The organism is uncultured Porticoccus sp. (genome assembly GCF_963975625.1).
Taxonomy (GTDB): domain Bacteria; phylum Pseudomonadota; class Gammaproteobacteria; order Pseudomonadales; family Porticoccaceae; genus Porticoccus.
This window is the reverse complement of record NZ_CAXBHS010000005.1, coordinates 73525-96408: the sequence shown is the minus strand read 5'-3', so window position 1 is coordinate 96408 and position 22884 is coordinate 73525. Positions and strand designations below refer to the sequence as shown.

Here is a 22884-nt window from a genome sequence, read left to right as displayed (position 1 = left end):
CTTTGCTATTCGAAAATTGCCAGATCAGCGTCCATACTTAACCCAAGCGCCCCTACTCAGCCCAGCGGTTATCGTTCAAGCAGAATAGCCATGACATTGACCGACCTCAGAACCCGGATTCAGCGAACCACCGATGCCGACGAGCACGGTTGTGTCGAGCAATTGCTGGCGGCCTTCCCGCTCAGCGAGACGCAGCAACAACAATCGCTTATTCAGGCCCGCCAATTGGTAGAGAGTTGCCGTAAGGCAACCGAGGGTAAATACCTGCTGGATGCCTTTTTACAGGAATTCGGCCTGTCCAATCGCGAAGGCGTTGCCCTGATGTGTCTGGCGGAGGCACTGCTGCGGGTGCCGGATGAGGCCACCGCCGACAAGTTGATCGCAGAAAAAATCCGCGACGGCAACTGGGCCAATCACCGTGGGCACTCGGACTCCCTGTTCGTCAATGCCTCGGTATGGGGTCTGATGCTGACCGGTGCGATACTGCCCCTAAGTGAAGAGATCACCACAGATACCAGCCGCTGGATGAAACAACTGGTGAGCCGACTGAGCGAACCGGTGGTAAGACGGGCCATGCTGCGGGCGATGCAGATGATGGGCAGCCACTATGTGCTGGGCCAGAGCCTGCCCGAAGCCATCGCCCGAGGCCATCGCCCGAGGCCACGACGAAGCCCTGCCGAATACCCGGTTTTCCTTCGATATGCTGGGTGAAGGTGCCCGCACAGAGGCGGATGCCCGTCGTTATTTCGAGGCCTATGCGTCCGCCATTGAAACCATCGGCAAAGCCAACCCGGGTGATACGCCCCTCAACGCAGACGGCATTTCGGTGAAACTGTCCGCCCTGCACCCTCGCTACCAGTTCAGCCAGCGGGACTTGGTGATGAGCGAGTTGCTGCCGCGCATCCGTGAGCTGGCCATGACTGCCCGACGACATCATATCGGCCTGAGCATTGATGCCGAGGAAGCCGCCAGACTGGATCTGTCCCTTGATATCTTTGAGGCACTGGCGCGGGATCCAGCACTGGCAGACTGGAATGGCCTGGGCTTTGTGCTGCAGGCCTACCAGAAACGTGCCCCATCTGTGGTTCCCTGGTTGATCAAACTGGCGGGAGAAACCCGTCGCCAATTCATGGTCAGGCTGGTGAAAGGCGCCTACTGGGATACAGAGATCAAACTCGCCCAGCAGCAGGGACTGACCGACTACCCGGTGTTTACCCGCAAGGTTCATACGGACCTTTGTTACCTGCACTGCGCACAACAGCTGCTCGCGGCACCGGAAGCGCTCTATCCGCAATTCGCTACCCACAACGCCCAGACTATCACCGCCATTCAGCAGCTGGCTGGCGATGCCCCCTATGAATTCCAGCGGCTTCACGGTATGGGTGAGGTGCTGTATCAGACATGGCAGCAGCAACCACAAACGTCTCCATTGCCTCCGGTAAGGGTTTACGCACCGGTAGGTGAGCACCGCGAACTGCTGCCCTATCTGGTAAGGCGTTTATTGGAAAACGGTGCCAACAGCTCGTTTGTCAATCACCTGCTCAATGACGATATTCCGGTGAATTCACTGGTGCAGCCCCTGCTTCCTCAGGTATTGACAGTCAATCCGCACCGCCACCGATTGATCCCCCTACCCGCCAATATTTACCGCGTCACAGGCGAAGAGCGGCGCAATGCACCGGGCATGGACCTGAATAATCCGCTGGTAACCGGGCCCTTGATAGCGGCACTGAATGAAGTCACCACCCCACTGCACGCAGGCCCCATAGTGGGTGGGGAATTGCAGCAGCGGGATTCGCAGCCGATTATCTCCCCCACCGATGGCACCACCGTAGTGGGCTATTGCACGATGGCCAATGATGACGATGTGGCTAAAGCCCTGCAGCAGGCAGCCGCAGCACAGTGGGAATGGAACCAGCGCGGCGGGGCAGCGCGGGCCGAGATACTGGAACGGATGGCCGATCTGCTCACAGAACAACAAGTACCGCTACTGAAGCTGATTGCGCAGGAAGCAGGACGCACCATTGCCGATGCGCTGGCGGAGGTGCGCGAGGCGATCGACTTCTGCCACTATTACGCCCTGCAGGCCCGCTACCGGTTTTCCAGGGGTATCGATCTGCCCGGCCCCACCGGAGAGAGCAATCAGTTCAGCCTCGAAGGCCGCGGCGTGTTTCTCTGCATCAGCCCGTGGAATTTCCCGCTGGCGATTTTTACCGGACAAACCGCTGCGGCATTAGTGGCGGGCAACACCGTGATCGCCAAGCCCGCCCTGCAGACGCCGCTGGTGGCCGCCAAAGTCACAGAATTGTTTCATCGGGCTGGCGTGCCTGCCGAGGTGCTACACCTGTTACCCGGAGAGGGCGCAAAACTGGGTGAGCGGTTGTTGCCGGATCCACGGATTGCCGGTGTTGCCTTTACCGGGTCGACCGCGACGGCCAAAACCATCCAGCGACAGCTGGCCCGTCGGCCCGGTGCCATTGTGCCGTTGATTGCAGAAACCGGCGGCCAGAATGTCATGCTGGTGGATTCCACCGCCCTGCCGGAACAGGTGGTGGACGATGTGATTTATTCGGCCTTCCTCAGCGCCGGGCAACGTTGCTCGGCGCTGCGAGTGCTGTTCATTCAGGACGATATCGCCGATGGCCTGCTGACCACACTTACCGGCGCACTGCAAACCCTGAAAATCGGTAATCCGGCAGTACTGGCGACCGATATAGGTCCGGTGATTGACGGGCGCGCCAGGGATAGTCTGATGCGCCACATCGAGCGAATAAGTCGGGAAGGCACCTTACTGGGGAGTCTGACAGCGGAGCAAATACCCTCGCGAGGGTATTTTGTGGCGCCGCACCTGGTTGAGATCGACTCACTGGCGCAACTGCCGGAAGAAGTGTTTGGACCAATCCTCCATGTAATTCGCTATCGCGCCGCAGAGGTTGACCGGGTGCTGGCGCAAATCAACGACAGTGGCTTTGGCCTGACACTCGGTATTCAAAGCCGCCTGAAACAGTTTGCCGATTATGTGTTCAGCCATACCCGGGTGGGCAATACCTATATCAACCGCAACATGGTAGGCGCCGTGGTAGGCAGCAATCCCTTTGGCGGCTGCGGATTATCCGGCACCGGCCCGAAAGCCGGAGGTCCCCATTACCTGATGGCTTTTGCCACCGAGAAAACCCGCACGGAAAATACCACTGCCCGTGGCGGCAATACGGCGTTGTTTTCCCTGCCGGATGATTAACGGCGGGCAAAACTCGGTTGGCGTTTTTCCCGTCGCGCCAACAAACCTTCTTTCAGATCCCCGGAGCGGTGACAGTGCGAGGTAACAGCGAGCGTCCTGGCGAGGTCAAGATTACCGTCTGCCATCTGATCGCAAAGCTGCTTCATGGCGGCAACCGTGGTCGGTGAGAGGGGCGTCAATGTGTCAACCAGTTTCGAGGTTTCCACCTCAAGCTCATCCTGAAGCACCAGATGCGTCAGGTAGCCAACCCGCAACAGCATTTCCGCATCCAACACTTCCGCCGCCACCAGAATACGCTTGGCCGTGGTGACACCCAGACGTTTCACATAGCGGCGAATCCCATTCGGTGGATAGCAGAGACCGATTTCGGCAGCAGGCACCTTGAGCCGCATGCCGTAAACACCTATCCGGAAATCACAACACAAAGCGATTTCCGAGCCGCCTCCGTAGACACTGCCATTGAGCGCACAGATGACCGGCATGGGCATGGCTGTTAGGCGATCGGTGAGCGTCTCAAATTTTTCACCGGTCATATCACCTGATGTCATCTCTTCCAGCGATGCACCGGCACAAAAGGTTTTCTCCCCCTGACCGGTAACCACCAGAACCCGGATATCCCGGTTGGCGTCTACCTGATTCAGGCAGTCGATAAACAGATCAATGCCAGCGGCAGTCAGTGAATTGTGTTTGGCTGGGTTATTGAGAAGGATGCGAGCTACTGCTCCGTCCATGGATAGCACAACCGGGGCGTCCAAATTGCTCATAGTATTGGGCTCTTTTAGTAGGGGTCAGGTGGGTTCGGCATAGCGTTGTTTGATGCCTTCGACAGCCGCGTGATAGACGTTGCGCATTTCTTCACGACAACTGATGTTCATGTTCAGGTCACGCAGCAAACCATCCGCGATACCGTAAATCCAGCCGTGCACTGTCAGCGGCTGACCGCGGGTCCAGGCATCCCGGATGATATTGGTTTTACAGACATTGACCACCTGTTCAATAACATTCAACTCACAAACCTGATCAATGACCCGGTCTTTATCGGCATCATCGGTAAGGTAGGTCTGATGGATATACTGCACATCCTGAACATTCAGCAGCCAATGGTCGATCAATCCCAGATTTTGCTTCATAACGGCGGCTTTAACGCCGCCACAGCCATAGTGACCAGTCACTATCACATGCTTGACCTTGAGATATTCGACTGCGAACTGCATCACCGACAGGCAATTGAGATCGCTGTGCACCACCATATTGGCCACATTTCTGTGGACAAATAATTCACCGGGCATCAGGCCGACGATCTCATTGGCTGGCACCCGGCTGTCGGAACAGCCGATCCACAAATACTCCGGCGTTTGCTGTTTTAAAAGCCGTTCAAAAAAGGTGGGGTCTTTCTCTTTCTGGGCAGCGGCCCAGGCAACATTTTTCTCGAACAGTTCTTTCACTGAACCTACTCCGTAGGGCTATTTCAGCAGACAAGTGTACGGTCAGTGGCCACACAAAAAAACCGGATTTTTAGTCCGGTTTTTTAAAGTGAGTCTGGCCGTGTCGCTACGGTGATTCAATCGGGATTGCGATGCCGGATATCCCGGCCCTGAACCAGATAGACAATATGCTCACAGATATTCTTGGCGTGGTCACCAATACGCTCCAGAGAACGCAGTGTCCAGAGAATATTCATGGAGCGTGAAATACTGCGGGGGTCTTCCATCATGTAGGTGATCATTTCACGCAGGGCAGACTTGTAATCCATATCCACCTGACGGTCTTCTTTCATGGTGGCGATAGCGGATTCTGCATCAAAGCGGGAAAAGGCATCCAGTGCATCATTGAGCATCTTGCGCACACAATTGCCAATATGGCGCACCTCGGTATAACCTCGGGGCGCACTGCCCTGCTCGGAGAGCAGAATCGCCATTTTGGCAATTTTGTTGGCTTCATCACCGATCCTCTCCAGATCCCGGAGCGTCTTGGACACGGCGAGCACCATCCGCAGATCACTGGCAGCTGGCTGGCGCCTTGCAATCAGTGTGGTGCAGGTGTCATCAATGTCCATCTCCATAGAATCTATTCTGGATTCCACCTCCATGACCTTATCCGCCAGGGTGCTGTCGGCATCCTCCAGGGCGCGAATCGCATCGGCGACCTGCCTTTCCACCAGGCCGCCCATTTCCAGCATGCTGGTTCTGATTTCTTCCAGGTCATCATTAAATTGCCTGGAAATATGTTGGTCGAGATTCAAGTTGTCCATCCTCAGCTCCTTAAGGGCCTGTTCACAGCCATTGCATTGCCGCTGTTGTGGTTAAAACAGTGCCAATCACGGCGTGGTGAGCGTACTTTGGTGGTGCCAAAGTAGCGAGCCACAACATAGAGTGGCGCTTTTTTTGCCGCAACCCGAAGGGCTGGGGTCATTTTTTCGCCCAGCGTCGTTATCACTCGCTTATATAGAACCACTATACTTTTCTCCTGCTGCCTTGCCGGACAAAAAAATGGCCTCCAGCAGCGATAATTCAATGGGTGTGAACAGGCCCTAGCCAAAGCGTCCGGTGATATAGGATTCCGTCAGCTCGTGTTGCGGCTTGGTGAAGACGGTGTCTGTGTCGTTCATTTCAACCAGCCAGCCAAGGTGGAAATAGGCGGTGCGCTGGGAAACCCGGGCGGCCTGTTGCATCGAGTGAGTAACAATGGCAATGGTGTAGGATTCGCTCAGCTCCCTGATGAGCTCTTCGATCTTGGCGGTGGCAATCGGGTCCAGAGCCGAACAGGGCTCATCCATCAATACCACTTCCGGGCTGACGGCAATGGTCCTGGCGATGCACAACCGCTGCTGCTGCCCACCGGACAGACCCGTCCCGGGAGAATCCAGGCGATCCTTCACCTCGTCCCACAACCCCGCCTTGCGCAAGCTGTTTTCCACAATCTCGTCCAGATCGGTCTTGCGATTGGCGAGACCGTGGATACGCGGACCGTAGGCAACGTTGTCATAAATCGACTTGGGGAAAGGATTGGGCTTCTGAAAGACCATCCCCACCCGGGCGCGCAGTTCCACTACATCCAGCTTCGGGTCATAAATATCCTGATTTTCCAAGTGCAGGCTACCCTCCACCCGGCAAATATCAATGGTATCGTTCATCCGGTTCATGCAGCGCAGAAAGGTGGATTTGCCACAGCCGCTGGGGCCAATCAGTGCCACCACCTCGTTTTTGCCGATATCCAGACTGACCCCGTGGATAGCCTGATCCGTATCATAAAATACATTCACATCACGCATACGCATCTTGGGATCATCCACAAAGGGTGCGCCAACGGTTTTTTCCGGAATGTACAAGTTTTCTTCTGTCATCATATGCTCTTGTGCAACGACCCTGCGGTCCACTTGCACAGCATCCTGAAACACATTCATTTTTTCTGCAATATCCATGTTGTTTCCTGTCAGTTACCAGCGACGTTCAAGGCGTTTGCGCATGACGACCGCCAGGGTGTTCATTGTGATCAGAAATGTCATCAGCACCATGATGGCGGCTGAGGTCATGGTGACGAACGATTGTTCGGGGCTACTGGCCCAGAGAAAGACCTGGACCGGCAATACGGTGGCGGCATCCATTGCACCGGTGGGTAATTCAACGATGAACGCCACCATGCCAATCATCAGCAGCGGTGCGGTTTCACCCAGTGCCTGGGCCATACCGATGATGCCACCAGTCAACATCCCCGGCAGCGCCAGCGGCAGTACAAATTGCAGTACCACCTGCATTTTTGAGGCACCCAGCCCCATCGCCGCCTGCCGAATACTGGGGGGAACCGCCTTGATCGCTGCCCGGCTGGAAATAATGATGGTGGGCAACGTCATCAACGTCAGAACCAACCCGCCCACCAAGGGCACCGAGCGGGGCATACCGAACAGGCCGATAAATACCGCCAAACCCAGCAAACCGAAGATGATGGAAGGCACCGCAGCCAGATTGTTGATGTTCACTTCGATAAAGTCAGTGAAACGATTCTTCGGGGCAAACTCTTCCAGATAGACGGCTGCAGCAACACCGATCGGGAAACTCAGCGCCAACGTCACCAGCATGGTAAAAAATGAGCCCAATATTGCCCCGAGGATACCGGCCTGTTCCGGTTCGCGGGAATCGCCCCGGGTAAACAGGGAGTGATTGAAGCCTGCGCGAACCTCGTTACTCTGCTCCAGCTCCAACACCCAGGTCTGCTGCTGGTCACTGAGGCGGGCCGTCTTGCGCTTTGCCTCACTGCTCTTCAGAAACATGTCTGCATCATCATCGAGCTGCAACCACAGTGTGTGGGTCTGGCCGAGCAATTCCGGCTTGTTTTCCAACATCTCGCGCAGTCGATAGCCTGCGGCAGTGCTCACCAGTGCAGTCAGTGCGCGCCTGTCTTCGCGCCCTTCCACGCCGGGAAAGCGCGCCTTAAGAGCCTCTCGAACAACCGCTTCGTAGTTGCCGTACTGAAGTTGTTCCAGATCCCGTGGATCGTCTATTTCCAGGCTTTCCGGGTCAAAGGTAATTTGCAGTGCGACGGAATATTCGTAAAACGCCCGGTAACCCTTGCCGATGATATCGGTGAACAACAACAGCAGTGCCAGCAGGCCAATGCTGATGGCACAGATACCATAGGCCTTGAAGCGTTTTTCTGCCCGATAGCGTCTCGCCAGCGTTTTGCGTACCTGTTCAGTGGTTACACTCATACTTTAATCCTCCTGCAGCCGAGTCTACTCGTACTGTTCCCGGTATTTCTTGACGATGTGCAGAGCGACCACATTCATCAACAGGGTGGTAATAAACAGCATCAGACCCAGGGCAAACGCCGCCAGTGTTTTGGCACTGTCGAATTCCTGATCCCCGGTCAGCAGGGTGACAATCTGTACCGTAATGGTGGTCACCGCCTGCAGGGGGTTGGCGGTGAGATTTGCCGCGAGACCGGCCGCCATCACCACAATCATGGTTTCGCCGATGGCTCTTGATGCCGCCAGCAGAATACCGCCCATAATGCCCGGCAGTGCCGCGGGGAAAATCACCTTTTTGATGGTTTCCGAACGGGTGGCACCAAGCCCCAGAGAGGCATCCCGCATCGCTCGGGGTACCGCAGTAATCACATCGTCAGACAGGGACGAGACAAAGGGAATCAGCATAATCCCCATCACCAGCCCCGCCGCCAACGCAGATTCAGAGGCGACAGACAGGCCCAGTGACTGGCCGACATCACGAATAAAGGGTGCCACGGTGAGTGCGGCAAAAAAACCGTACACAACCGTCGGCACCCCGGCGAGCACTTCCAGCGCGGGCTTGGCAAACGAACGTACTTTGGAGTGGGCATATTCCGCCAGATAAATGGCCGACATCAATCCCACCGGAACCGCCACTATCAGGGCAATGGCGGAAATCAGCAGGGTACCGGCGAACAACGGCACAGCACCAAAGGCACCCTCCGAGGCCACCTGGTCCGCACGCAGCGCCATTTGTGGACTCCAGTTGAGCCCGAACAGGAAATCCGTAATCGGCACCTGACCAAAAAACCGGATCGATTCAAACAGCACAGAGAACACGATACCGACTGTGGTCACCACCGCCAGCACGGCACAGAGCATGAAGATGACCAGCAATACCCGTTCCACCTGTTCACGGGCTGGCATTCTTGCGGAAACCCGCAGCCAGGCCCAGGCACCACCCACCATGGCCAGTACAATCACAACAACGGCCATAGCCATGGCACTGATCGATTGCAACTGGTTTAGTCGTCCGGCGGCGTTAGCCACGGCAGCATCCACAAAGTCTCTCGGCAGTGCACCACTGGCCACATTGCCAATCTGGCTGAGCATGAGGTTGCGTGCAGCCCCGTCCACCGGTTGCAGCTCAGCGGGCAGACTGTCCAATACCATGATACGGATCAGGGTCTGATCAAATACCAACCAGAAAACCAGCACAATCAGTGCCGGTAGCGCGCACCAGATGGCAGAGCGCATGGCGTAGTAAAACGGTAGTGAGCGCAGATGGCGAATACCACCCAACGGCTGGGCAACCTGCAAGGCCCGGTGGCGGCCCATGATGAAAGCCGTAACAATCATCGCCGCAAGTATTAATAATAACTGTCCGGTCTGCATGAACTGCTCCAGTATTATTTTTCCACCTACAACCGTTTAGCGGTGGGAATTTCTCAATACCCAGGGACAAGAAGGCCCGACGTGTTTTACGCCGGGCCCACTGTCGCTAGTCAACCTTATTCAAACTCTTTGCCGGTCATACTATTGAGTGACTTGGCATTTTCCGCCCATTTCATGCGCTCAGTTTTTGGTGAAGGTATCAGGCCCTTGTCTGCCAGATAGCCTTCGTCACCCCAAGTGCGATCATGGGTGAACTCTTTCACGTATTCCTGGATACCGGGAATCACACCAACGTGGGCTTTTTTCACATAGAAATACATGGAGCGTGCCATCGGGTATTCACCACTGCCCACTGTTTCCATGTTTGGGCTGACACCTTTGATTTTTACGGCTTTCACAATGGAACGGTTCTGATCGAGGAACGAGAAGCCGAATACGCCCAATATATTGGGTGAAGATTCCAGTTTCTGAATGATCAGGTTATCGTTTTCACCGGCTTCGATGTAGTGGCCATCTTCGCGAATACTGCGACAGACCGACTTGTATTTACTTTTGTCCTGACCTTTCATCGCTTTCAACCAGGGGAAGGTCTTGCAGCCACCTTCCACACCCAGTTCGTTGAACGAATCACGGGTGCCGGAAGTGGGCGGCGGACCTACCACTTCAATCTTCACATTTGGCAGTGCCGGATTGACGTCTTTCCAGGTTTTGTAGGGGTTGGCTACCAGCTCTTCTGTGCCGTTCGGATTTGGCACATCTTTGGCCATCGCCAGGTACAGATCACGCAGGGAAATATCGAGATCCGGTCCTTTTACGGAATTGGCAACTACCAGACCGTCATAACCGATCTGTACTTCGGTAATGTCTTTAACACCGTTGGACTTGCACAGCTCAAACTCGGACTGCTTCATACGGCGGGAAGCATTGGTGATATCGGGGTGCTGGGTGCCAACGCCCTGACAAAACAGCTTCAGTCCACCACCGGAGCCGGTGGATTCAATTTTAGGGGTCGGGAAACTGGTATTGCGGCCGAACCGTTCTGCTACCACAGTGGCAAAGGGGTAGACGGTGGATGAACCGACTATGGAAACGGTGTCACGAGCCATTGCTGGCACACTGGACAGAGCCAGTGCTGCAGCGAGTACTAATTTATGGGTATTTTTCACGTTTGCCTCCAGGGCTGATCATTAACATCGGGACTGATGCTAGTGGTCTATCGTGACAACTCTATGAATCTTGTATGACAGTAATGTGACAACCGTCAGATCCCATAACACAGACAAGCTTCCGATTGCATTTGCCATAAGCTTCCCCACCAACCATCTCAGGTTTGTTCTGGTCGCGACCCGCCCTGTCTTATAAACTGTGTAACGGTTGCGAGAGATAATAAAAATGCCTCGATTGATACAATTTCTGGAACATCTGGCCAGCGGTATCGACTGTTTTACTGAATGGACCGGCAGATTGGTGGCCTGGCTGACCCTCGCCATGATGCTGTTGACCTGTCTGGTGGTGGTCATGCGCTATTTCCTGCAATCCGGCTCGATCGCCCTGCAGGAGTCGGTCACTTATTTTCATGCAGTGGTTTTTCTGCTGGGTGCCGCCTTTACACTAAAACGGGGCGGACACGTTCGCGTGGATATTTTCTATCAACGTTACAGCCCACGCATGAAAGCACTGGTGGATGCACTGGGTGGACTGCTGTTTCTCATCCCGGTATGTATTCTGATACTGCTGTTCTGCTGGGAGTACGTCACAAACAGCTGGGCAATAAGGGAGGTCTCCAAGGAGGCGAGCGGTCTGCCGTGGGTTTATCTGTTAAAAACCCTGTTAATCCTGATGCCGATCACCCTGCTGTTGCAGGGTATCGCGGAAGTGATCAAAAACCTGCTATTTTTCTTTGGGTTGAGCCAAGCACACACCATTGATCATCAGGAGCACCTGCTCTGATGGTTGAATACATTCCTGTACTGATGTTTGCCGTGGTCTGCCTGATGCTGATGGCTGGCTACCCGGTGGCATTTTCGCTGGCGGGTACCGCACTGATTTTTGCCATGGTTGGCACCGCCACCGACCATTTTGACATGTCCTTTTTGCACGCCCTGCCCAACCGTTTATACGGCACGATCGACAATACCACCCTGATCGCTGTGCCCCTGTTTGTGCTGATGGGCGTCATGCTGGAAAAATCCCGACTGGCGGAGGACTTGCTGGACAGCATGGCCCTGCTGTTTGGCAAGTTCAAAGGGGGACTGGGTATTTCGGTGGTCGTGGTAGGTATGCTGCTGGCTGCCAGCACCGGGATTGTCGGTGCCACGGTGGTCGCCATGGGACTGATGTCCCTGCCCACCATGTTGAAACGCGGTTACCATCCGGCGCTGGCCACCGGCTCCATTTGCGCCACCGGCACCCTGGGGCAGATTATTCCCCCATCCATCGCCCTGGTTCTGCTAGGCGATATCCTGTCCAGCGCCTACCAGCAGGCCCAGCTGGGAATGGGTATTTTTAACCCGAAAACAATCTCTATCGGGGATCTGTTTGTGGGCGCGATTGTGCCCGGCCTGTTACTGGTAACCCTTTACATTCTGTATCTGATTGTCATCTCACGGCTTAAACCCGAGCTTGCACCAGTGGCTGAGGTGGACGGTGAGTCCAGCCTCTCGGCTGCCAGATTGCTGCGCAGCCTGTTACCGCCGGTGGTGTTGATCGTTGCCGTACTGGGTTCGATTCTCAGTGGTGCAGCCACCCCCACGGAAGCGGCCGGTGTAGGTGCCATGGGGGCCACCCTGCTGGCACTGGGGCGTCGACAATTAACTATCAAAAGATTGCGGGATGTCACTCAGTCCACCACAGAAGTTACAGCGATGGTGTTCCTGATCCTGATTGGTGCCGCGATATTTTCCCTGATCTTCCGGGGTTTTGGTGGTGAGGAGTTGATGGAGGACCTGTTCACTCGCATTCCCGGCGGGGTCGTCGGCGCTACGCTGGTGGTCATGGTGGTGATTTTCCTGCTGGGTTTTATTCTCGATTTTATCGAAATCACCTTTGTCGTCGTGCCCATTGTCGGACCTATTTTGCTGGCAATGGGACTCGATCCGGTGTGGCTTGGCATCATGATCGCTATAAACCTGCAAACCTCTTTTCTGACACCACCCTTTGGCTTTGCCCTGTTCTATCTGCGCGGTGTGGCACCGCCCTCGGTGGCAACTCGCGATATTTACCGCGGCGTCGTGCCTTTTATCATCATTCAATTATTGCTGATGTTAATGTTGGCCATCTGGCCTGCGCTGGCCACCTGGCTACCATCCATTGTTTTCTGAAATCCGTACAGGGTTTAATAATAAGGAGTAGAGCTTGACTGAAATCAATCAACCACCGGCACCCCGCGGCGAACTCACCCTGCAGACGATAGCCATGCCCAAAGACACCAATTCCAGTGGTGATATTTTTGGTGGCTGGCTGCTCTCACAAATGGATCTCGGTAGCTCCATTCTGGCCCAGCGGATTGCAAAGGGTCGCGTGGCCACGGTTGCAATCAGTGAAATGTCGTTTCTTCGACCGGTTCCGGTTGGTGCCATTGTCAGTTGCTACTGTGAGTTGATGCAGGTCGGCAGCAGCTCCATGACCATCAACGTTGAGGTCTGGATCAACATTGAATCCACCAATGAGCCCGCCAAGGTGACAGAGGGGCAATTTGTTTTTGTTGCCATCGACGAACGGGGCAAAACCCGCACGGTCAGCAAGGACAAATAAAAAAGGTATTGGCTGATAACACCAATACCTTTCCATGTTTATGTGTGGGGACGCAATATTGCCAACCGGGCAATTGGCCTGAAAGTGCTGAAAAATGCCTATTGCTGCTGCCCGGCTTCTATTTTTTCAAAATATTCCGTGAGCTCCTGAAAACCACCAATATATTCTTTGCCATGAAATATTTGCGGTACCGTATTGACCGGCTGGCCAATGGTTTTGGCGAGGTCTGCCGGGCTGATCCCCTCGTCGTGGATATTCACATAACGGTATTCCAGCCCCTTTTTTTCCATCAGTTCCTTGGCGCGTCGACAGAAACCACAGGCATCGTGGCCAAAAATAGTAAAAGGTTGCATAGTGTTTCTCCTGTTGGAATCAGATATTCATAGTAAATACTTTAGCTTTCGACCAACAATAGCTACAGCTAATTATTGCTATACATAAAATAGCTATAGACAATTATTGGTTTACTAATTCCTCGCGCCACCCCAGCATTTTCAGCAAGACCAGGATCGCGGCCGCCGCCAGCAAATGTTTGAGGGTATGACCGCTAATAAAGGTGGTTGCGGCTAAAATCTGCTGGTCCAGATACTCCGTCAACTTTGCCAGGCCGTAACAGAACAAAATAACCAGAATATCCCGGCTTCTGGTAAATCGTGATCGGCTGATGGCCATCAACACGACCATGCAGAGTATCGGCAAAAACTGCACCAGCAGGTAAGGCCGCAGGTCGCCCCTACCCAGCGTCTCTGTGATATGCCAGTAGATAACGGATCCTGCACCGGTCAACAACAGTGGATAAAAAAGTATTTTTTGCAATGGACGGCCCAAATATTCAGCAAATAACGCCGTGATCAGGGACATAAAAACAACGGCCATTGGCAGACGGTCCCAGAACAGTGTCTGATTGGTGGGGTTGAGATGAAACCAGATCGAACCGATGCCGGTAAAAATAACTGCTGTGAATAGCGTCAGATAAACCGGTGTCACGGAACAATTATCGTGCACCAGTTGCCTTCTCCACACCATCACAACGCCACAGATGCCGAGCAGAATAAGCGGCAGATTGGACACAACATTCCAGAAGTTTTTTATGCCTAGCAGCATTCTTTGGTCAGCAAACTGCAAATATTTTTTCGGCTGTGCTACGGGTTCTACCAATAAAAAAAACAGGGCCGAAACGCTGACCAGTATAAGTAGCAGGAACGCAATTTTTTTATCCATGGCATGAGCACGTTTTCTGGTGTCCTTAAGCCCCCTGCCGCACAGGAGCACCTACGAGGGCGTCGCCAGGCAAGGATAATATCCCTGAGCACACGCCCCCGGTAAACAGCACGCTTCCCTTAAACCCGACACAGGGTTTTGATATACCTTCAGGACGAACTGTATCAACCTTCCGCTATACCTGCCCAGAAACCGGCGCTGCACAGTCGGCGTCAATAAAGCCCTTACTATTCGGGGGTTGCAGCCTTATAATTGCCGACTTTGCATGCCATGGGGGAACTCAGTTGTCACAGACTACACCGGATGTTTCGACATTCCAGGGGCTTATTCTGTCTCTGCAACAGTTTTGGGCAAAGCACCACTGCGTCATCCTTCAACCACTGGACATGGAAGTAGGTGCGGGAACCTTCCACCCGGCAACTTTCCTGCGCGCCATTGGCCCCGAAAGCTGGCACAGCGCCTATGTGCAACCCTGTCGCCGCCCCACAGACGGCCGCTACGGTGAAAATCCCAACCGACTGCAGCACTACTACCAGTTTCAGGTTGTCCTGAAACCGTCCCCCGATAATATTCAGGAACTGTATCTCGACTCCCTGCGTCAACTCGGCATTGATACCAATATCCATGATATTCGATTTGTGGAGGATAACTGGGAATCGCCCACGCTGGGCGCGTGGGGACTCGGTTGGGAAGTGTGGCTGAACGGCATGGAAGTGACACAGTTCACCTACTTCCAGCAGGTGGGTGGCCTGGAATGTTTTCCTGTCACCGGTGAGATCACCTACGGTCTCGAACGGATTGCCATGTATTTACAGGGTGTGGATAGCATCTATGACCTGGTATGGACCGAGGGACCGGAAGGCCGTGTCACTTACGGGGATGTTTTTCACCAGAATGAGGTGGAGATGTCAGCTTTCAACTTCAACGAGGCGAATGTGGATTTTCTGTTCCACAGCTTCGACGTTTACGAAAGCGAAAGTCAGCGGTTAATTGAAAAAGGCCTGCCACTACCCGCCTATGAAATGGTCATGAAGGCCTCGCACGCCTTCAATCTGCTGGATGCAAGGCATGCCATTTCCGTCACCGAGCGGCAACGTTTCATTCTCCGTGTGAGAACCCTGGCAAGAGCCGTGGCACAGGCGTATTTCAACTCACGTTTGGCACTTGGCTTCCCGCTGGCACCACCGGTGCTTGCCAATCACGTTAAACAGCTGGTAGCAGAGGCTCAAACATGAGTTCAGATTTTCTTGTTGAAATTGGCACAGAAGAGCTCCCGCCAAAGTCACTGTTGAACCTGTCAGAGGCTTTTCGGGAGGAGATTGTAAATCGCCTTTCCGGACTAAAGCTGAATTTTGGTACCGTTTCCTCATTTGCATCGCCCCGTCGCCTGGCAGTGGTAGTTCGCGCACTCGATCCGATGACCCCCGGGCAGCAAACCATCAACTGGGGGCCACCCAAATCTGTTGCATTCGATCAGGCTGGCATACCAACTCGCGCCGCCCAGGCCTTTGCCGAAAAAAACAACTGTCCGCTGGCTGCCTTGGCAGAAATGATTGAGCACGATGGCAAACAGGAAAAACTGTGCCACAGGGCAAGCCAACCGGGTCAATCAACCACTGCCCTGCTGGGGGATATCGTGTCCGGCGCCCTAGCGGCACTACCCATTCCAAAGCGCATGCGCTGGGGTACACGCCGCGAAGAATTCGTCCGGCCCGTTCACTGGATTGTTATGTTATTCGGTAACGATGTTGTCAATACACAGATAATGGGCCTGCCCACCGGAAACCGAAGTCGCGGTCACCGTTTCCATGCCCCCGATGAAATCGTTATTGACAGTCCGGCCAGCTATCGTCAGCAACTGAAGCAGGCTTACGTGTTGGCAGACTTTGATGAACGTCGCCATTTAATTCGGAAAGGCGTCCACGCCGCCGCCAAACAAGCCGGCGGCCATGCAGCTATCGATGACAATTTGCTCAATGAAGTGACCGCTCTCAATGAGTGGCCCGTACCATTGGTGGGCCATTTTGAAGCACGCTTTCTCGACGTTCCCGCGGAAGCACTGATCTCTTCCATGAAATCTCACCAGAAGTATTTTCACGTGCTGGATGACAGCGGCAAGCTGATGCCGATCTTTATTACCGTTGCCAATATTGAGAGCACTGAACCCGAGCAGGTAATCCGCGGCAATGAAAGGGTGATACGACCACGCCTGTCGGATGCGGCCTTCTTTTACGAAACTGACCGGCAAACCACGCTGGCCAAACAGCGCGAGTCACTTCGCAGCATTGTGTTTCAGGCGAAGCTCGGATCGCTGTTTGACAAAACTGAACGGGTTGCCAGTCTGGCCCGGGCATTATCGGAGACAACCGGTGCCGACGGCGCGCTGGCATTTCGGGCCGGGGAACTGAGCAAGTCGGATCTGGTTAGCGAAATGGTCGGTGAGTTTGACGACTTACAAGGAACCATGGGCCACTATTATGCAATCCACGATGGTGAAGACCCCGAAGTAGCCAATGCACTTTTTGAACAATACCTGCCCCGTTTTGCCGGTGACATCATTCCCACCACCAGAACCGGGATTACCCTGGCGATCGCCGACCGCCTCGATACCCTCGTTGGTATCTTTGGTATCGGGCAACCGCCCAGCGGCTCGAAAGACCCCTTTGCCCTGCGCCGGGCAAGCCTCGGCGTATTACGGATTATTGTCGAACACAAAATCGATATTGATCTCAGGGCAGCACTGAATCTGGCTCTTACCCAACACATCGACACATCGACGCTGGTGGAGAGTGCTGACCACATTAATAAGCAAGTGCTCACTTACATGCTGGATCGCTTCAAAGGGCGATATGAAGATGAGTATATCCCTGCAGAGGTCTTCCAGTCTGTCGCTGCGCGACAGCTCAGCAACCCGCTGGATATTCATCTGCGGGTAATGGCTGTACACACCTTTAACCAACTTCCGGAAGCCGAGGCACTTGCTGCCGCCAACAAGCGTGTGTCCAATATTCTCTCCAAACAATCCGATCTGCCGGATGGCAGGGAAGTGAATACGGCCTTGCTTGTCGAACCCGCCGAACAGACACTCGCCACAACACTCACGGCACTGACCGGTGCAGTCGGCCCACTCCTTGAAACCCGGGATTACACCAGCGCGCTGAAGGAGCTGGCAAAATTGCGGGATCCAGTCGATCAGTTTTTTGATGAGGTCATGGTCATGGCGGAACAGTCAGAAGTTCGCATGAACCGCCTTGCGCTGCTACAAAAGCTTCAGGCATTGTTTCTGAACATAGCGGATATTTCCCTGTTGGTACCGGCCAAGTAAATGACGAAGCTGGTTATTCTCGACCGGGATGGAGTCATCAATCAGGACTCCGATAATTACATCAAGACTGTCGATGAATGGATCCCTCTGCCCGGCAGTATAGCTGCCATAGCCAGGCTTAACCGGGCCGGTTATAGCGTCGTCGTGGCTACCAACCAATCCGGTATTGGGCGGGGGCTGTTTGATCTTGATGACCTGGAAGCCATGCACGAAAAGTTGTCCGGGCTACTGGCACAACAGGGTGCCGAGCTGGCGGGAATATTCTATTGCCCCCATACACCAGAGGATCACTGCCATTGCCGAAAGCCGGGGCCCGGGCTTTTCGATGCCATTGCCAGTGAGTTTGGTGTATCACTGAACGGTGTTCCCCTGATCGGCGACAGTCTGCGGGATTTACAGGCTGGCTTGAGTCACCACTGCACCCCCATTCTGGTACGTACCGGCAAGGGTACCGCCACGGAAAAAAAACTGCCTTCGCAACCGGAAATCGAGTTACAGCAAGCGCCAGTTTTTGATGATTTGAAACAGGCTGTGGATTATTTACTGGCCCAGGACACAGGAATTTCTTATGAATAAACCAATTATGTTCCTGCGTTCAATGCTGTTTTACCTCCTTTATATGCTGATAGTCTTTGTATTTGGCCTCATTTCTACCATTTCCGGGCCTTTTCTAGGATACCTGAATCGTCACCGTCTACTCACTACAGCCGGTATGCTGATTAACCGCGCACTCGGCCTCACCTGCGGTATTAACGTCCAGGTAGATGGTCTGGAAAATGTTCCTCATACCCCCTGTGTTATCCTCAGCAAACACCAGTCAACCTGGGAGGTTTTTTTCCTGCAGCGGCTCTTTATGCCCGTCAGCACCATCCTGAAACAGGAGTTACTGAAAATACCTTTTTTTGGTTGGGGTATCCGCCTGATGCACCCCATTGCCATTGATCGCACCAACCCACGCCAGGCCATGAAGCAGGTTATGCAGCAGGGCACACAACGTATCAGCGAAGGGAATCGGGTGGTTATTTATCCAGAGGGGTCCCGCATCCCTTTTGGTAAAATTGGCAAGTATGGCCGAAGTGGCGCCGCCCTGGCGATTGCAGCGGGTGTGCCCATCATTCCGGTAGCCCATAATGCGGGCTATTGCTGGCCAGCACGGCAACTGATGAAACGATCGGGTACGATCCACGTCATTATTGGCAAGCCCATTCTTGTGACACCGGAGAGCAACAGCCAGGCTGTGACAGAACAGGTCAAGGACTGGATTGAGACACAGCAGCTAAAATTGGCCGACCAGTAAATTTCCATCACAAGCTGTTAGATTTTCTACCCATACTCTCCTAGACTGAATGGTGTGACTGTCCACAACCAGTGTGGGTTTTATGCATGAAAAATATTGATAAAGGCGCTTATATTGGAGAGGATCGGCGCAAAGAGCAGCGTCGGAAAAACCCCGATAGACGAGATGACATTCGCTTTGAACCCAACAAAGAAGATCGCAGGGAAAATCGTGGTCGGCGGAAAACGGATGGCGATGTCTGGCGGGATCACGAAGAATAGCTCGCCCGGGATACGGGTAAGCAGATTATAAAAAACCCGACTAAAAGTCGGGTTTTTTATTTAAAAATCAATCAGTTATACATCAAGGTTGGTTACTGACAAGGCATTGGTTTCTATAAACAGCCGACGTGGTTCCACCTGGTCACCCATCAGCGTATTGAACATCTGATCTGCAGCAATCGCGTCTTCAATCGTCACTCTGAGCATTCGACGGGTTTCCGGATTCATGGTGGTATCCCAAAGCTGTTCAGGGTTCATTTCTCCCAGCCCCTTGTAGCGCTGAACATTGTAACCGCGGCGCGATTCGCCCATGAGCCAGGTAAGGGTTTCACTAAAACTGGTGACCGGTTTGCTACGGTCGCCCCGCTGAACATACGCGCCCTCTTCAATCAGGCCATGCAACTGTCTGCCCAATGCGACGATCGCACCATATTCCCCCGAGGCAAAAAATTCATGGTTAAACCGGTAATTGGTCGGCACACCATGGGCAGTCAACTCAACGACGGGCAAAAAGGTATGTCGTTCGGGGTCCTCAATGACACTTACCTTGTAGCGGTGGCTACCGGCAATATTGTCCTGTTCAAACGAACCGGCCAGTTTTTCACTCCATTGCTCGACAACTGCCCGATCTGAAAGTTGACGAGACTCAAGGGCCGGGGTATCAATCAACTTTTGCAGAACGCTTTCCGGATAAACCCGCGACATGCGATCGATAATATTCATGACACGACGATAGTCGGCAACCAGGCTTTCCAAGGCAGGGCCGCTGATTGGCGGGGCTTCCGCCGTCACATGAAGACTTGCCGATTCGAGGGCAGACTGTGTCAGAAAGGCAGTCAGAGACTGGTCATCTTTAAGATATTGTTCCTGTTTTCCCTTGCTGATTTTGTACAGCGGCGGTTGAGCGATATAGATGTGTCCCCTTTCCACCAGCTCCCGCATTTGACGGAAGAAAAAAGTGAGTAACAGGGTGCGGATGTGTGAACCATCGACATCGGCATCCGTCATGATCAAAATCGTGTGGTAACGAAGCTTATCCGGATTGAATTCTTCCGTACCAATACCACAACCCAGAGCAGTAATCAGTGTGCCCACCTCAGCACTCGATAACATTTTATCGAAACGGGCTTTTTCTACATTGAGGATTTTCCCCTTCAGGGGAAGAATGGCTTGAGTTCGGCGGTCCCTACCCTGCTTGGCCGAGCCTCCCGCAGAATCACCCTCCACAAGGTACAGCTCGGAGTAGGCCGGGTCTTTTTCCTGGCAGTCTGCCAGTTTCCCAGGCAATCCGGCGATATCCAAAGCACCCTTGCGACGAGTCATATCACGGGCTTTACGCGCGGCCTCTCTTGCCCTAGCGGCATCCACCATTTTATTGACAATACTTCTGGCATCCTGGGGATTTTCCAAAAGGTAGTCCATAAAATTGCTGCCCATCTCTTGCTCAACAGCGGTTTTTACTTCTGAACTGACCAGTTTGTCTTTTGTTTGTGAGGAAAATTTTGGATCGGGCACCTTAACAGAAACAATCCCCGTCAGCCCTTCCCGGGCATCATCCCCCGTGGTATTCACTTTGGCGTTTTTTCCGAGCCCCTCTTTTTCGATATAGGTATTGAGGCTTCTCGTTAAAGCCGCCCGAAATCCAGCCAAATGGGTACCACCATCGCGTTGGGGAATGTTGTTGGTATAACAGAAGATATTTTCCTGAAAACTGTCATTCCACTGCAGGGCCACCTCGACACCGGTCCCATCCTCACGCTGAACGTCAAAATGCATGACCTGATTAATCGTGGCCTTGTTGGTGTTCAAATATTCCACGAAGGCCTTGAGTCCACCCTCATACTGATAGATGTCCTCTTTACCGCTCCGCTCATCAAGCAGCACAATACGCACACCTGAATTCAGGAATGACAGCTCCCGGAGGCGTTTGGCCAAAATTTCGTAATGAAACTTGATATTGGTAAAGGTCTCTGCGGAGGGGACAAAGTGGATCGTCGTGCCGGTTTCAGTTGTATCACCCACCACCGCTAGGGGCTCCTGTGGCACTCCGTGGCGGTAAACCTGTTCATAGATGTGCCCACCTCGCCTGATAGTCAGCTTTAGTTCAGCTGACAAGGCATTGACCACTGAAATCCCAACTCCGTGCAACCCGCCGGACACCTTATAGGTATTGTCGTCAAATTTCCCGCCAGCATGAAGCACCGTCATGATGACTTCAGCTGCGGATACACCCTCTTCGTGTAATTCCGTGGGTATCCCCCGACCATTGTCTGACACCGAAATAGACTCATCGGGATGGATTATTACCCTGATTTCTGAGCAATGGCCTGCAAGTCCCTCATCAATGGAGTTATCAACAATTTCAAACACCATGTGGTGTAAACCGGTACCATCATCAGTATCGCCGATATACATCCCCGGGCGTTTTCTTACAGCATCAAGGCCCTTTAGAACCTTGATACTGGAAGAATCATAGCTATTTTGTTCATCAGTCATGGGTAAAGCCCCTAACAATCATGTTAATTTCTGGATGTAAATTACTCAGTGCAATGATCTTCCCGAACAGAACCCTGTTCCACGTGGAACAACCTAAGTTCGCTTGTTGACTCAGACCAGAGATCCAGAAGATCCCTACGCTCTACGCCAGTAACGAATATCTGAGCACCAAGAGCACTAAGCTTTTCACAAACCTGCTGTCTGTGTTTTATATCCAGTTCTGCCGGTAGATCATCTATCAAATACAAGCCAGACTGACCGGTTTTGTTGTAAAAAAGATAACCTTGTGCAACTTGCATAGCTGTCGCCAGCACTTTTAGCTGCCCTCGGGATAGAATATCGCTTACATTCTGCTTCTTTATCCTGATCCGTAAATCTGCGCGGTGGGGGCCATGATGGGTAGTTTTTAGCAAGCGATCTCTCGGGCGATCTTTGAGCAGCACCTCGGCCAGACCCACCGCTTCATCCCAGCCAGGATAAACAGCAAAATCCACATCACCCAAACCCTCAGACAGCTCACAAGCCACCTGTTTGACTATGGGCAACAAATCATTGAGATAGGCATTTCTCGAGGTGTTTATCTGTTGTGCGAGATCAACAAATTCAGTATCCCATACAGCCAACATCTGTTCATCTATTCTATCATGTCGCATTAGTGAATTGCGTTGTTTGAGTACACGCTGGTAGCGTCGCACCAACTGTTTATAATTGTGTTCCACGTGGAACACGCCCCAGTCGATAAAGCGACGCCGATATTGTGGCCCACCTCCAATCAGGTCAAAGCCCTCAGCATTTAAAAGCAACAAAGGCAAAGTTTCCGCAAGAGCAGAGGCGGCGGCGATTTGCTGTCCACTTATTTTGAATAAAAAATCGCCCTGGCGGCCGCGAGAAACCCCTATCGGAGTTGAAACACCGGAAGATTCCCGCAAACCATATGCGGTACATACCTGCTCTTGGGTATTTATGACGGTGTTGAGAACACGGCTTCGGAAGGAACGGCCACGACCCAACAGAAAAATCGCCTCCAGAATGCTGGTTTTGCCGCTACCGTTGGGGCCGTGGAAAAGATTCACCTGCGGAGAAAGGGTCAGCTGAATGTGCTTCAAATTCCTCAACCCATGCACATGCAGCTGTTTAAGATACATTGATTACGTCTATTGCTATACTCGGGCCAAT

General features: G+C 53.2%; 21 protein-coding genes. 10 read left to right on the top strand and 11 right to left on the bottom strand.

Translation table 11 applies throughout. The features are described from left to right. Positions 1-90: 90 nt before the first annotated feature. Together AACZ64_RS06290 and putA are read left to right on the top strand one after the other, a co-directional pair. Positions 91-711, top strand: a complete 621-nt coding sequence (locus AACZ64_RS06290; protein WP_293614513.1) for a hypothetical protein — start codon at positions 91-93, stop codon at positions 709-711. Next, the gene (putA, locus tag AACZ64_RS06285; RefSeq protein ID WP_293614512.1) at positions 608-3238 is read left to right on the top strand and encodes a bifunctional proline dehydrogenase/L-glutamate gamma-semialdehyde dehydrogenase PutA; all 2631 of its coding nucleotides are present in this window, start codon (positions 608-610) and stop codon (positions 3236-3238) included. The genes AACZ64_RS06290 and putA overlap by 104 nt, the downstream gene beginning before the upstream one ends. On the opposite strand, the gene AACZ64_RS06280 is transcribed toward putA, so the two are convergent. The 7 genes from AACZ64_RS06280 to AACZ64_RS06250 all read right to left on the bottom strand — a co-directional run bounded on the left by AACZ64_RS06280 (position 3235) and on the right by AACZ64_RS06250 (position 10462). Beyond that, positions 3235-4002: an enoyl-CoA hydratase/isomerase family protein gene (locus tag AACZ64_RS06280; protein ID WP_293614511.1), complete on the bottom strand. Its 768-nt coding sequence runs from the start codon at positions 4000-4002 to the stop codon at positions 3235-3237. The two genes, putA and AACZ64_RS06280, sit on opposite strands and share 4 nt — an antisense overlap. Positions 4003-4026: 24 nt before the next feature. Continuing rightward, complete coding sequence (gene can, locus AACZ64_RS06275; RefSeq protein ID WP_293614510.1) at positions 4027-4683, bottom strand: carbonate dehydratase; 657 nt, start codon at positions 4681-4683, stop codon at positions 4027-4029. 116 nt (positions 4684-4799) lie between these two features. Then, positions 4800-5489: a phosphate signaling complex protein PhoU gene (phoU, locus tag AACZ64_RS06270; protein WP_293614509.1), complete on the bottom strand. Its 690-nt coding sequence runs from the start codon at positions 5487-5489 to the stop codon at positions 4800-4802. A gap of 279 nt (positions 5490-5768) precedes the next feature. Beyond that, positions 5769-6515, bottom strand: coding sequence for a phosphate ABC transporter ATP-binding protein PstB (pstB, locus tag AACZ64_RS06265; protein ID WP_339639807.1), 747 nt, complete (start codon positions 6513-6515; stop codon positions 5769-5771). 159 nt (positions 6516-6674) lie between these two features. Next, entirely contained in the window at positions 6675-7943 is a 1269-nt protein-coding gene (gene pstA, locus AACZ64_RS06260) for a phosphate ABC transporter permease PstA (protein ID WP_293614508.1), read from the bottom strand. Between the two features lie 24 nt (positions 7944-7967). Beyond that, positions 7968-9356 (bottom strand): phosphate ABC transporter permease subunit PstC, encoded by a 1389-nt coding sequence (gene pstC, locus AACZ64_RS06255; RefSeq protein ID WP_293614507.1) that lies wholly within the window; start codon positions 9354-9356, stop codon positions 7968-7970. A gap of 116 nt (positions 9357-9472) precedes the next feature. Then, positions 9473-10462, bottom strand: coding sequence for a substrate-binding domain-containing protein (locus AACZ64_RS06250; RefSeq protein ID WP_293614606.1), 990 nt, complete (start codon positions 10460-10462; stop codon positions 9473-9475). Between the two features lie 286 nt (positions 10463-10748). Here AACZ64_RS06250 and AACZ64_RS06245 point away from each other — a divergent pair, with 286 nt between their 5' ends. Genes AACZ64_RS06245 through AACZ64_RS06235 form a run of 3 tightly spaced genes read left to right on the top strand, consistent with a single transcriptional unit; the run spans position 10749 to position 13109 of the window. After that, positions 10749-11306 carry a TRAP transporter small permease subunit gene (locus tag AACZ64_RS06245; protein WP_293614506.1) on the top strand — a complete coding sequence of 186 codons (558 nt, stop codon included), beginning with the start codon at positions 10749-10751 and terminating at the stop codon, positions 11304-11306. Further along, positions 11306-12676: a TRAP transporter large permease subunit gene (locus AACZ64_RS06240; RefSeq protein ID WP_339639775.1), complete on the top strand. Its 1371-nt coding sequence runs from the start codon at positions 11306-11308 to the stop codon at positions 12674-12676. Before AACZ64_RS06245 ends, AACZ64_RS06240 begins: the two co-directional genes overlap by 1 nt. 34 nt (positions 12677-12710) lie before the next feature. Next, entirely contained in the window at positions 12711-13109 is a 399-nt protein-coding gene (locus AACZ64_RS06235; protein ID WP_293614500.1) for an acyl-CoA thioesterase, read from the top strand. Between the two features lie 98 nt (positions 13110-13207). Here AACZ64_RS06235 and AACZ64_RS06230 read toward each other — a convergent pair whose 3' ends face one another. Next, positions 13208-13462, bottom strand: coding sequence for a GrxA family glutaredoxin (locus tag AACZ64_RS06230; protein ID WP_036858809.1), 255 nt, complete (start codon positions 13460-13462; stop codon positions 13208-13210). 103 nt (positions 13463-13565) lie between these two features. Further along, entirely contained in the window at positions 13566-14213 is a 648-nt protein-coding gene (locus AACZ64_RS06225) for a ceramidase domain-containing protein (protein WP_339639806.1), read from the bottom strand. A gap of 401 nt (positions 14214-14614) precedes the next feature. Between AACZ64_RS06225 and glyQ the strand changes: the two genes are divergently transcribed. The 5 genes from glyQ to AACZ64_RS06200 all read left to right on the top strand — a co-directional run bounded on the left by glyQ (position 14615) and on the right by AACZ64_RS06200 (position 19212). Beyond that, positions 14615-15565, top strand: a complete 951-nt coding sequence (glyQ, locus tag AACZ64_RS06220) for a glycine--tRNA ligase subunit alpha (RefSeq protein WP_293614498.1) — start codon at positions 14615-14617, stop codon at positions 15563-15565. Next, positions 15562-17655 carry a glycine--tRNA ligase subunit beta gene (gene glyS, locus AACZ64_RS06215; protein WP_293614497.1) on the top strand — a complete coding sequence of 698 codons (2094 nt, stop codon included), beginning with the start codon at positions 15562-15564 and terminating at the stop codon, positions 17653-17655. Before glyQ ends, glyS begins: the two co-directional genes overlap by 4 nt. Beyond that, complete coding sequence (gene gmhB / locus AACZ64_RS06210) at positions 17656-18231, top strand: D-glycero-beta-D-manno-heptose 1,7-bisphosphate 7-phosphatase (protein ID WP_293614496.1); 576 nt, start codon at positions 17656-17658, stop codon at positions 18229-18231. After that, on the top strand, positions 18224-18952 hold the full coding sequence (locus AACZ64_RS06205) for a lysophospholipid acyltransferase family protein (RefSeq protein ID WP_293614495.1): 729 nt from the start codon (positions 18224-18226) through the stop codon (positions 18950-18952). The genes gmhB and AACZ64_RS06205 overlap by 8 nt, the downstream gene beginning before the upstream one ends. 86 nt (positions 18953-19038) lie before the next feature. Continuing rightward, entirely contained in the window at positions 19039-19212 is a 174-nt protein-coding gene (locus AACZ64_RS06200; RefSeq protein WP_293614494.1) for a hypothetical protein, read from the top strand. A gap of 75 nt (positions 19213-19287) precedes the next feature. Here AACZ64_RS06200 and gyrB read toward each other — a convergent pair whose 3' ends face one another. Together gyrB and recF are read right to left on the bottom strand one after the other, a co-directional pair. Next, complete coding sequence (gene gyrB / locus AACZ64_RS06195) at positions 19288-21708, bottom strand: DNA topoisomerase (ATP-hydrolyzing) subunit B (protein ID WP_293614493.1); 2421 nt, start codon at positions 21706-21708, stop codon at positions 19288-19290. 41 nt (positions 21709-21749) lie between these two features. After that, complete coding sequence (recF, locus tag AACZ64_RS06190) at positions 21750-22853, bottom strand: DNA replication/repair protein RecF (protein ID WP_293614492.1); 1104 nt, start codon at positions 22851-22853, stop codon at positions 21750-21752. Positions 22854-22884 lie beyond the last annotated feature (31 nt).

What these genes read in the sequence shown, in the direction of transcription:
- AACZ64_RS06225 (WP_339639806.1), bottom strand. Translation starts at nt 14,213, where the DNA reads ATGCTGCTAGGCATAAAAAACTTCTGGAATGTTGTGTCCAATCTGCCG.
- AACZ64_RS06205 (WP_293614495.1), top strand. Translation starts at nt 18,224, where the DNA reads ATGAATAAACCAATTATGTTCCTGCGTTCAATGCTGTTTTACCTCCTT.
- recF (WP_293614492.1), bottom strand. Translation starts at nt 22,853, where the DNA reads ATGTATCTTAAACAGCTGCATGTGCATGGGTTGAGGAATTTGAAGCAC.
- putA (WP_293614512.1), top strand. Translation starts at nt 608, where the DNA reads ATGTGCTGGGCCAGAGCCTGCCCGAAGCCATCGCCCGAGGCCATCGCC.
- pstC (WP_293614507.1), bottom strand. Translation starts at nt 9,356, where the DNA reads ATGCAGACCGGACAGTTATTATTAATACTTGCGGCGATGATTGTTACG.
- AACZ64_RS06230 (WP_036858809.1), bottom strand. Translation starts at nt 13,462, where the DNA reads ATGCAACCTTTTACTATTTTTGGCCACGATGCCTGTGGTTTCTGTCGA.
- phoU (WP_293614509.1), bottom strand. Translation starts at nt 5,489, where the DNA reads ATGGACAACTTGAATCTCGACCAACATATTTCCAGGCAATTTAATGAT.
- AACZ64_RS06245 (WP_293614506.1), top strand. Translation starts at nt 10,749, where the DNA reads ATGCCTCGATTGATACAATTTCTGGAACATCTGGCCAGCGGTATCGAC.
- AACZ64_RS06240 (WP_339639775.1), top strand. Translation starts at nt 11,306, where the DNA reads ATGGTTGAATACATTCCTGTACTGATGTTTGCCGTGGTCTGCCTGATG.
- gmhB (WP_293614496.1), top strand. Translation starts at nt 17,656, where the DNA reads ATGACGAAGCTGGTTATTCTCGACCGGGATGGAGTCATCAATCAGGAC.
- gyrB (WP_293614493.1), bottom strand. Translation starts at nt 21,708, where the DNA reads ATGACTGATGAACAAAATAGCTATGATTCTTCCAGTATCAAGGTTCTA.
- pstB (WP_339639807.1), bottom strand. Translation starts at nt 6,515, where the DNA reads ATGCGTATGCGTGATGTGAATGTATTTTATGATACGGATCAGGCTATC.
- AACZ64_RS06280 (WP_293614511.1), bottom strand. Translation starts at nt 4,002, where the DNA reads ATGAGCAATTTGGACGCCCCGGTTGTGCTATCCATGGACGGAGCAGTA.
- AACZ64_RS06250 (WP_293614606.1), bottom strand. Translation starts at nt 10,462, where the DNA reads ATGGCTCGTGACACCGTTTCCATAGTCGGTTCATCCACCGTCTACCCC.
- AACZ64_RS06290 (WP_293614513.1), top strand. Translation starts at nt 91, where the DNA reads ATGACATTGACCGACCTCAGAACCCGGATTCAGCGAACCACCGATGCC.
- pstA (WP_293614508.1), bottom strand. Translation starts at nt 7,943, where the DNA reads ATGAGTGTAACCACTGAACAGGTACGCAAAACGCTGGCGAGACGCTAT.
- AACZ64_RS06200 (WP_293614494.1), top strand. Translation starts at nt 19,039, where the DNA reads ATGAAAAATATTGATAAAGGCGCTTATATTGGAGAGGATCGGCGCAAA.
- glyS (WP_293614497.1), top strand. Translation starts at nt 15,562, where the DNA reads ATGAGTTCAGATTTTCTTGTTGAAATTGGCACAGAAGAGCTCCCGCCA.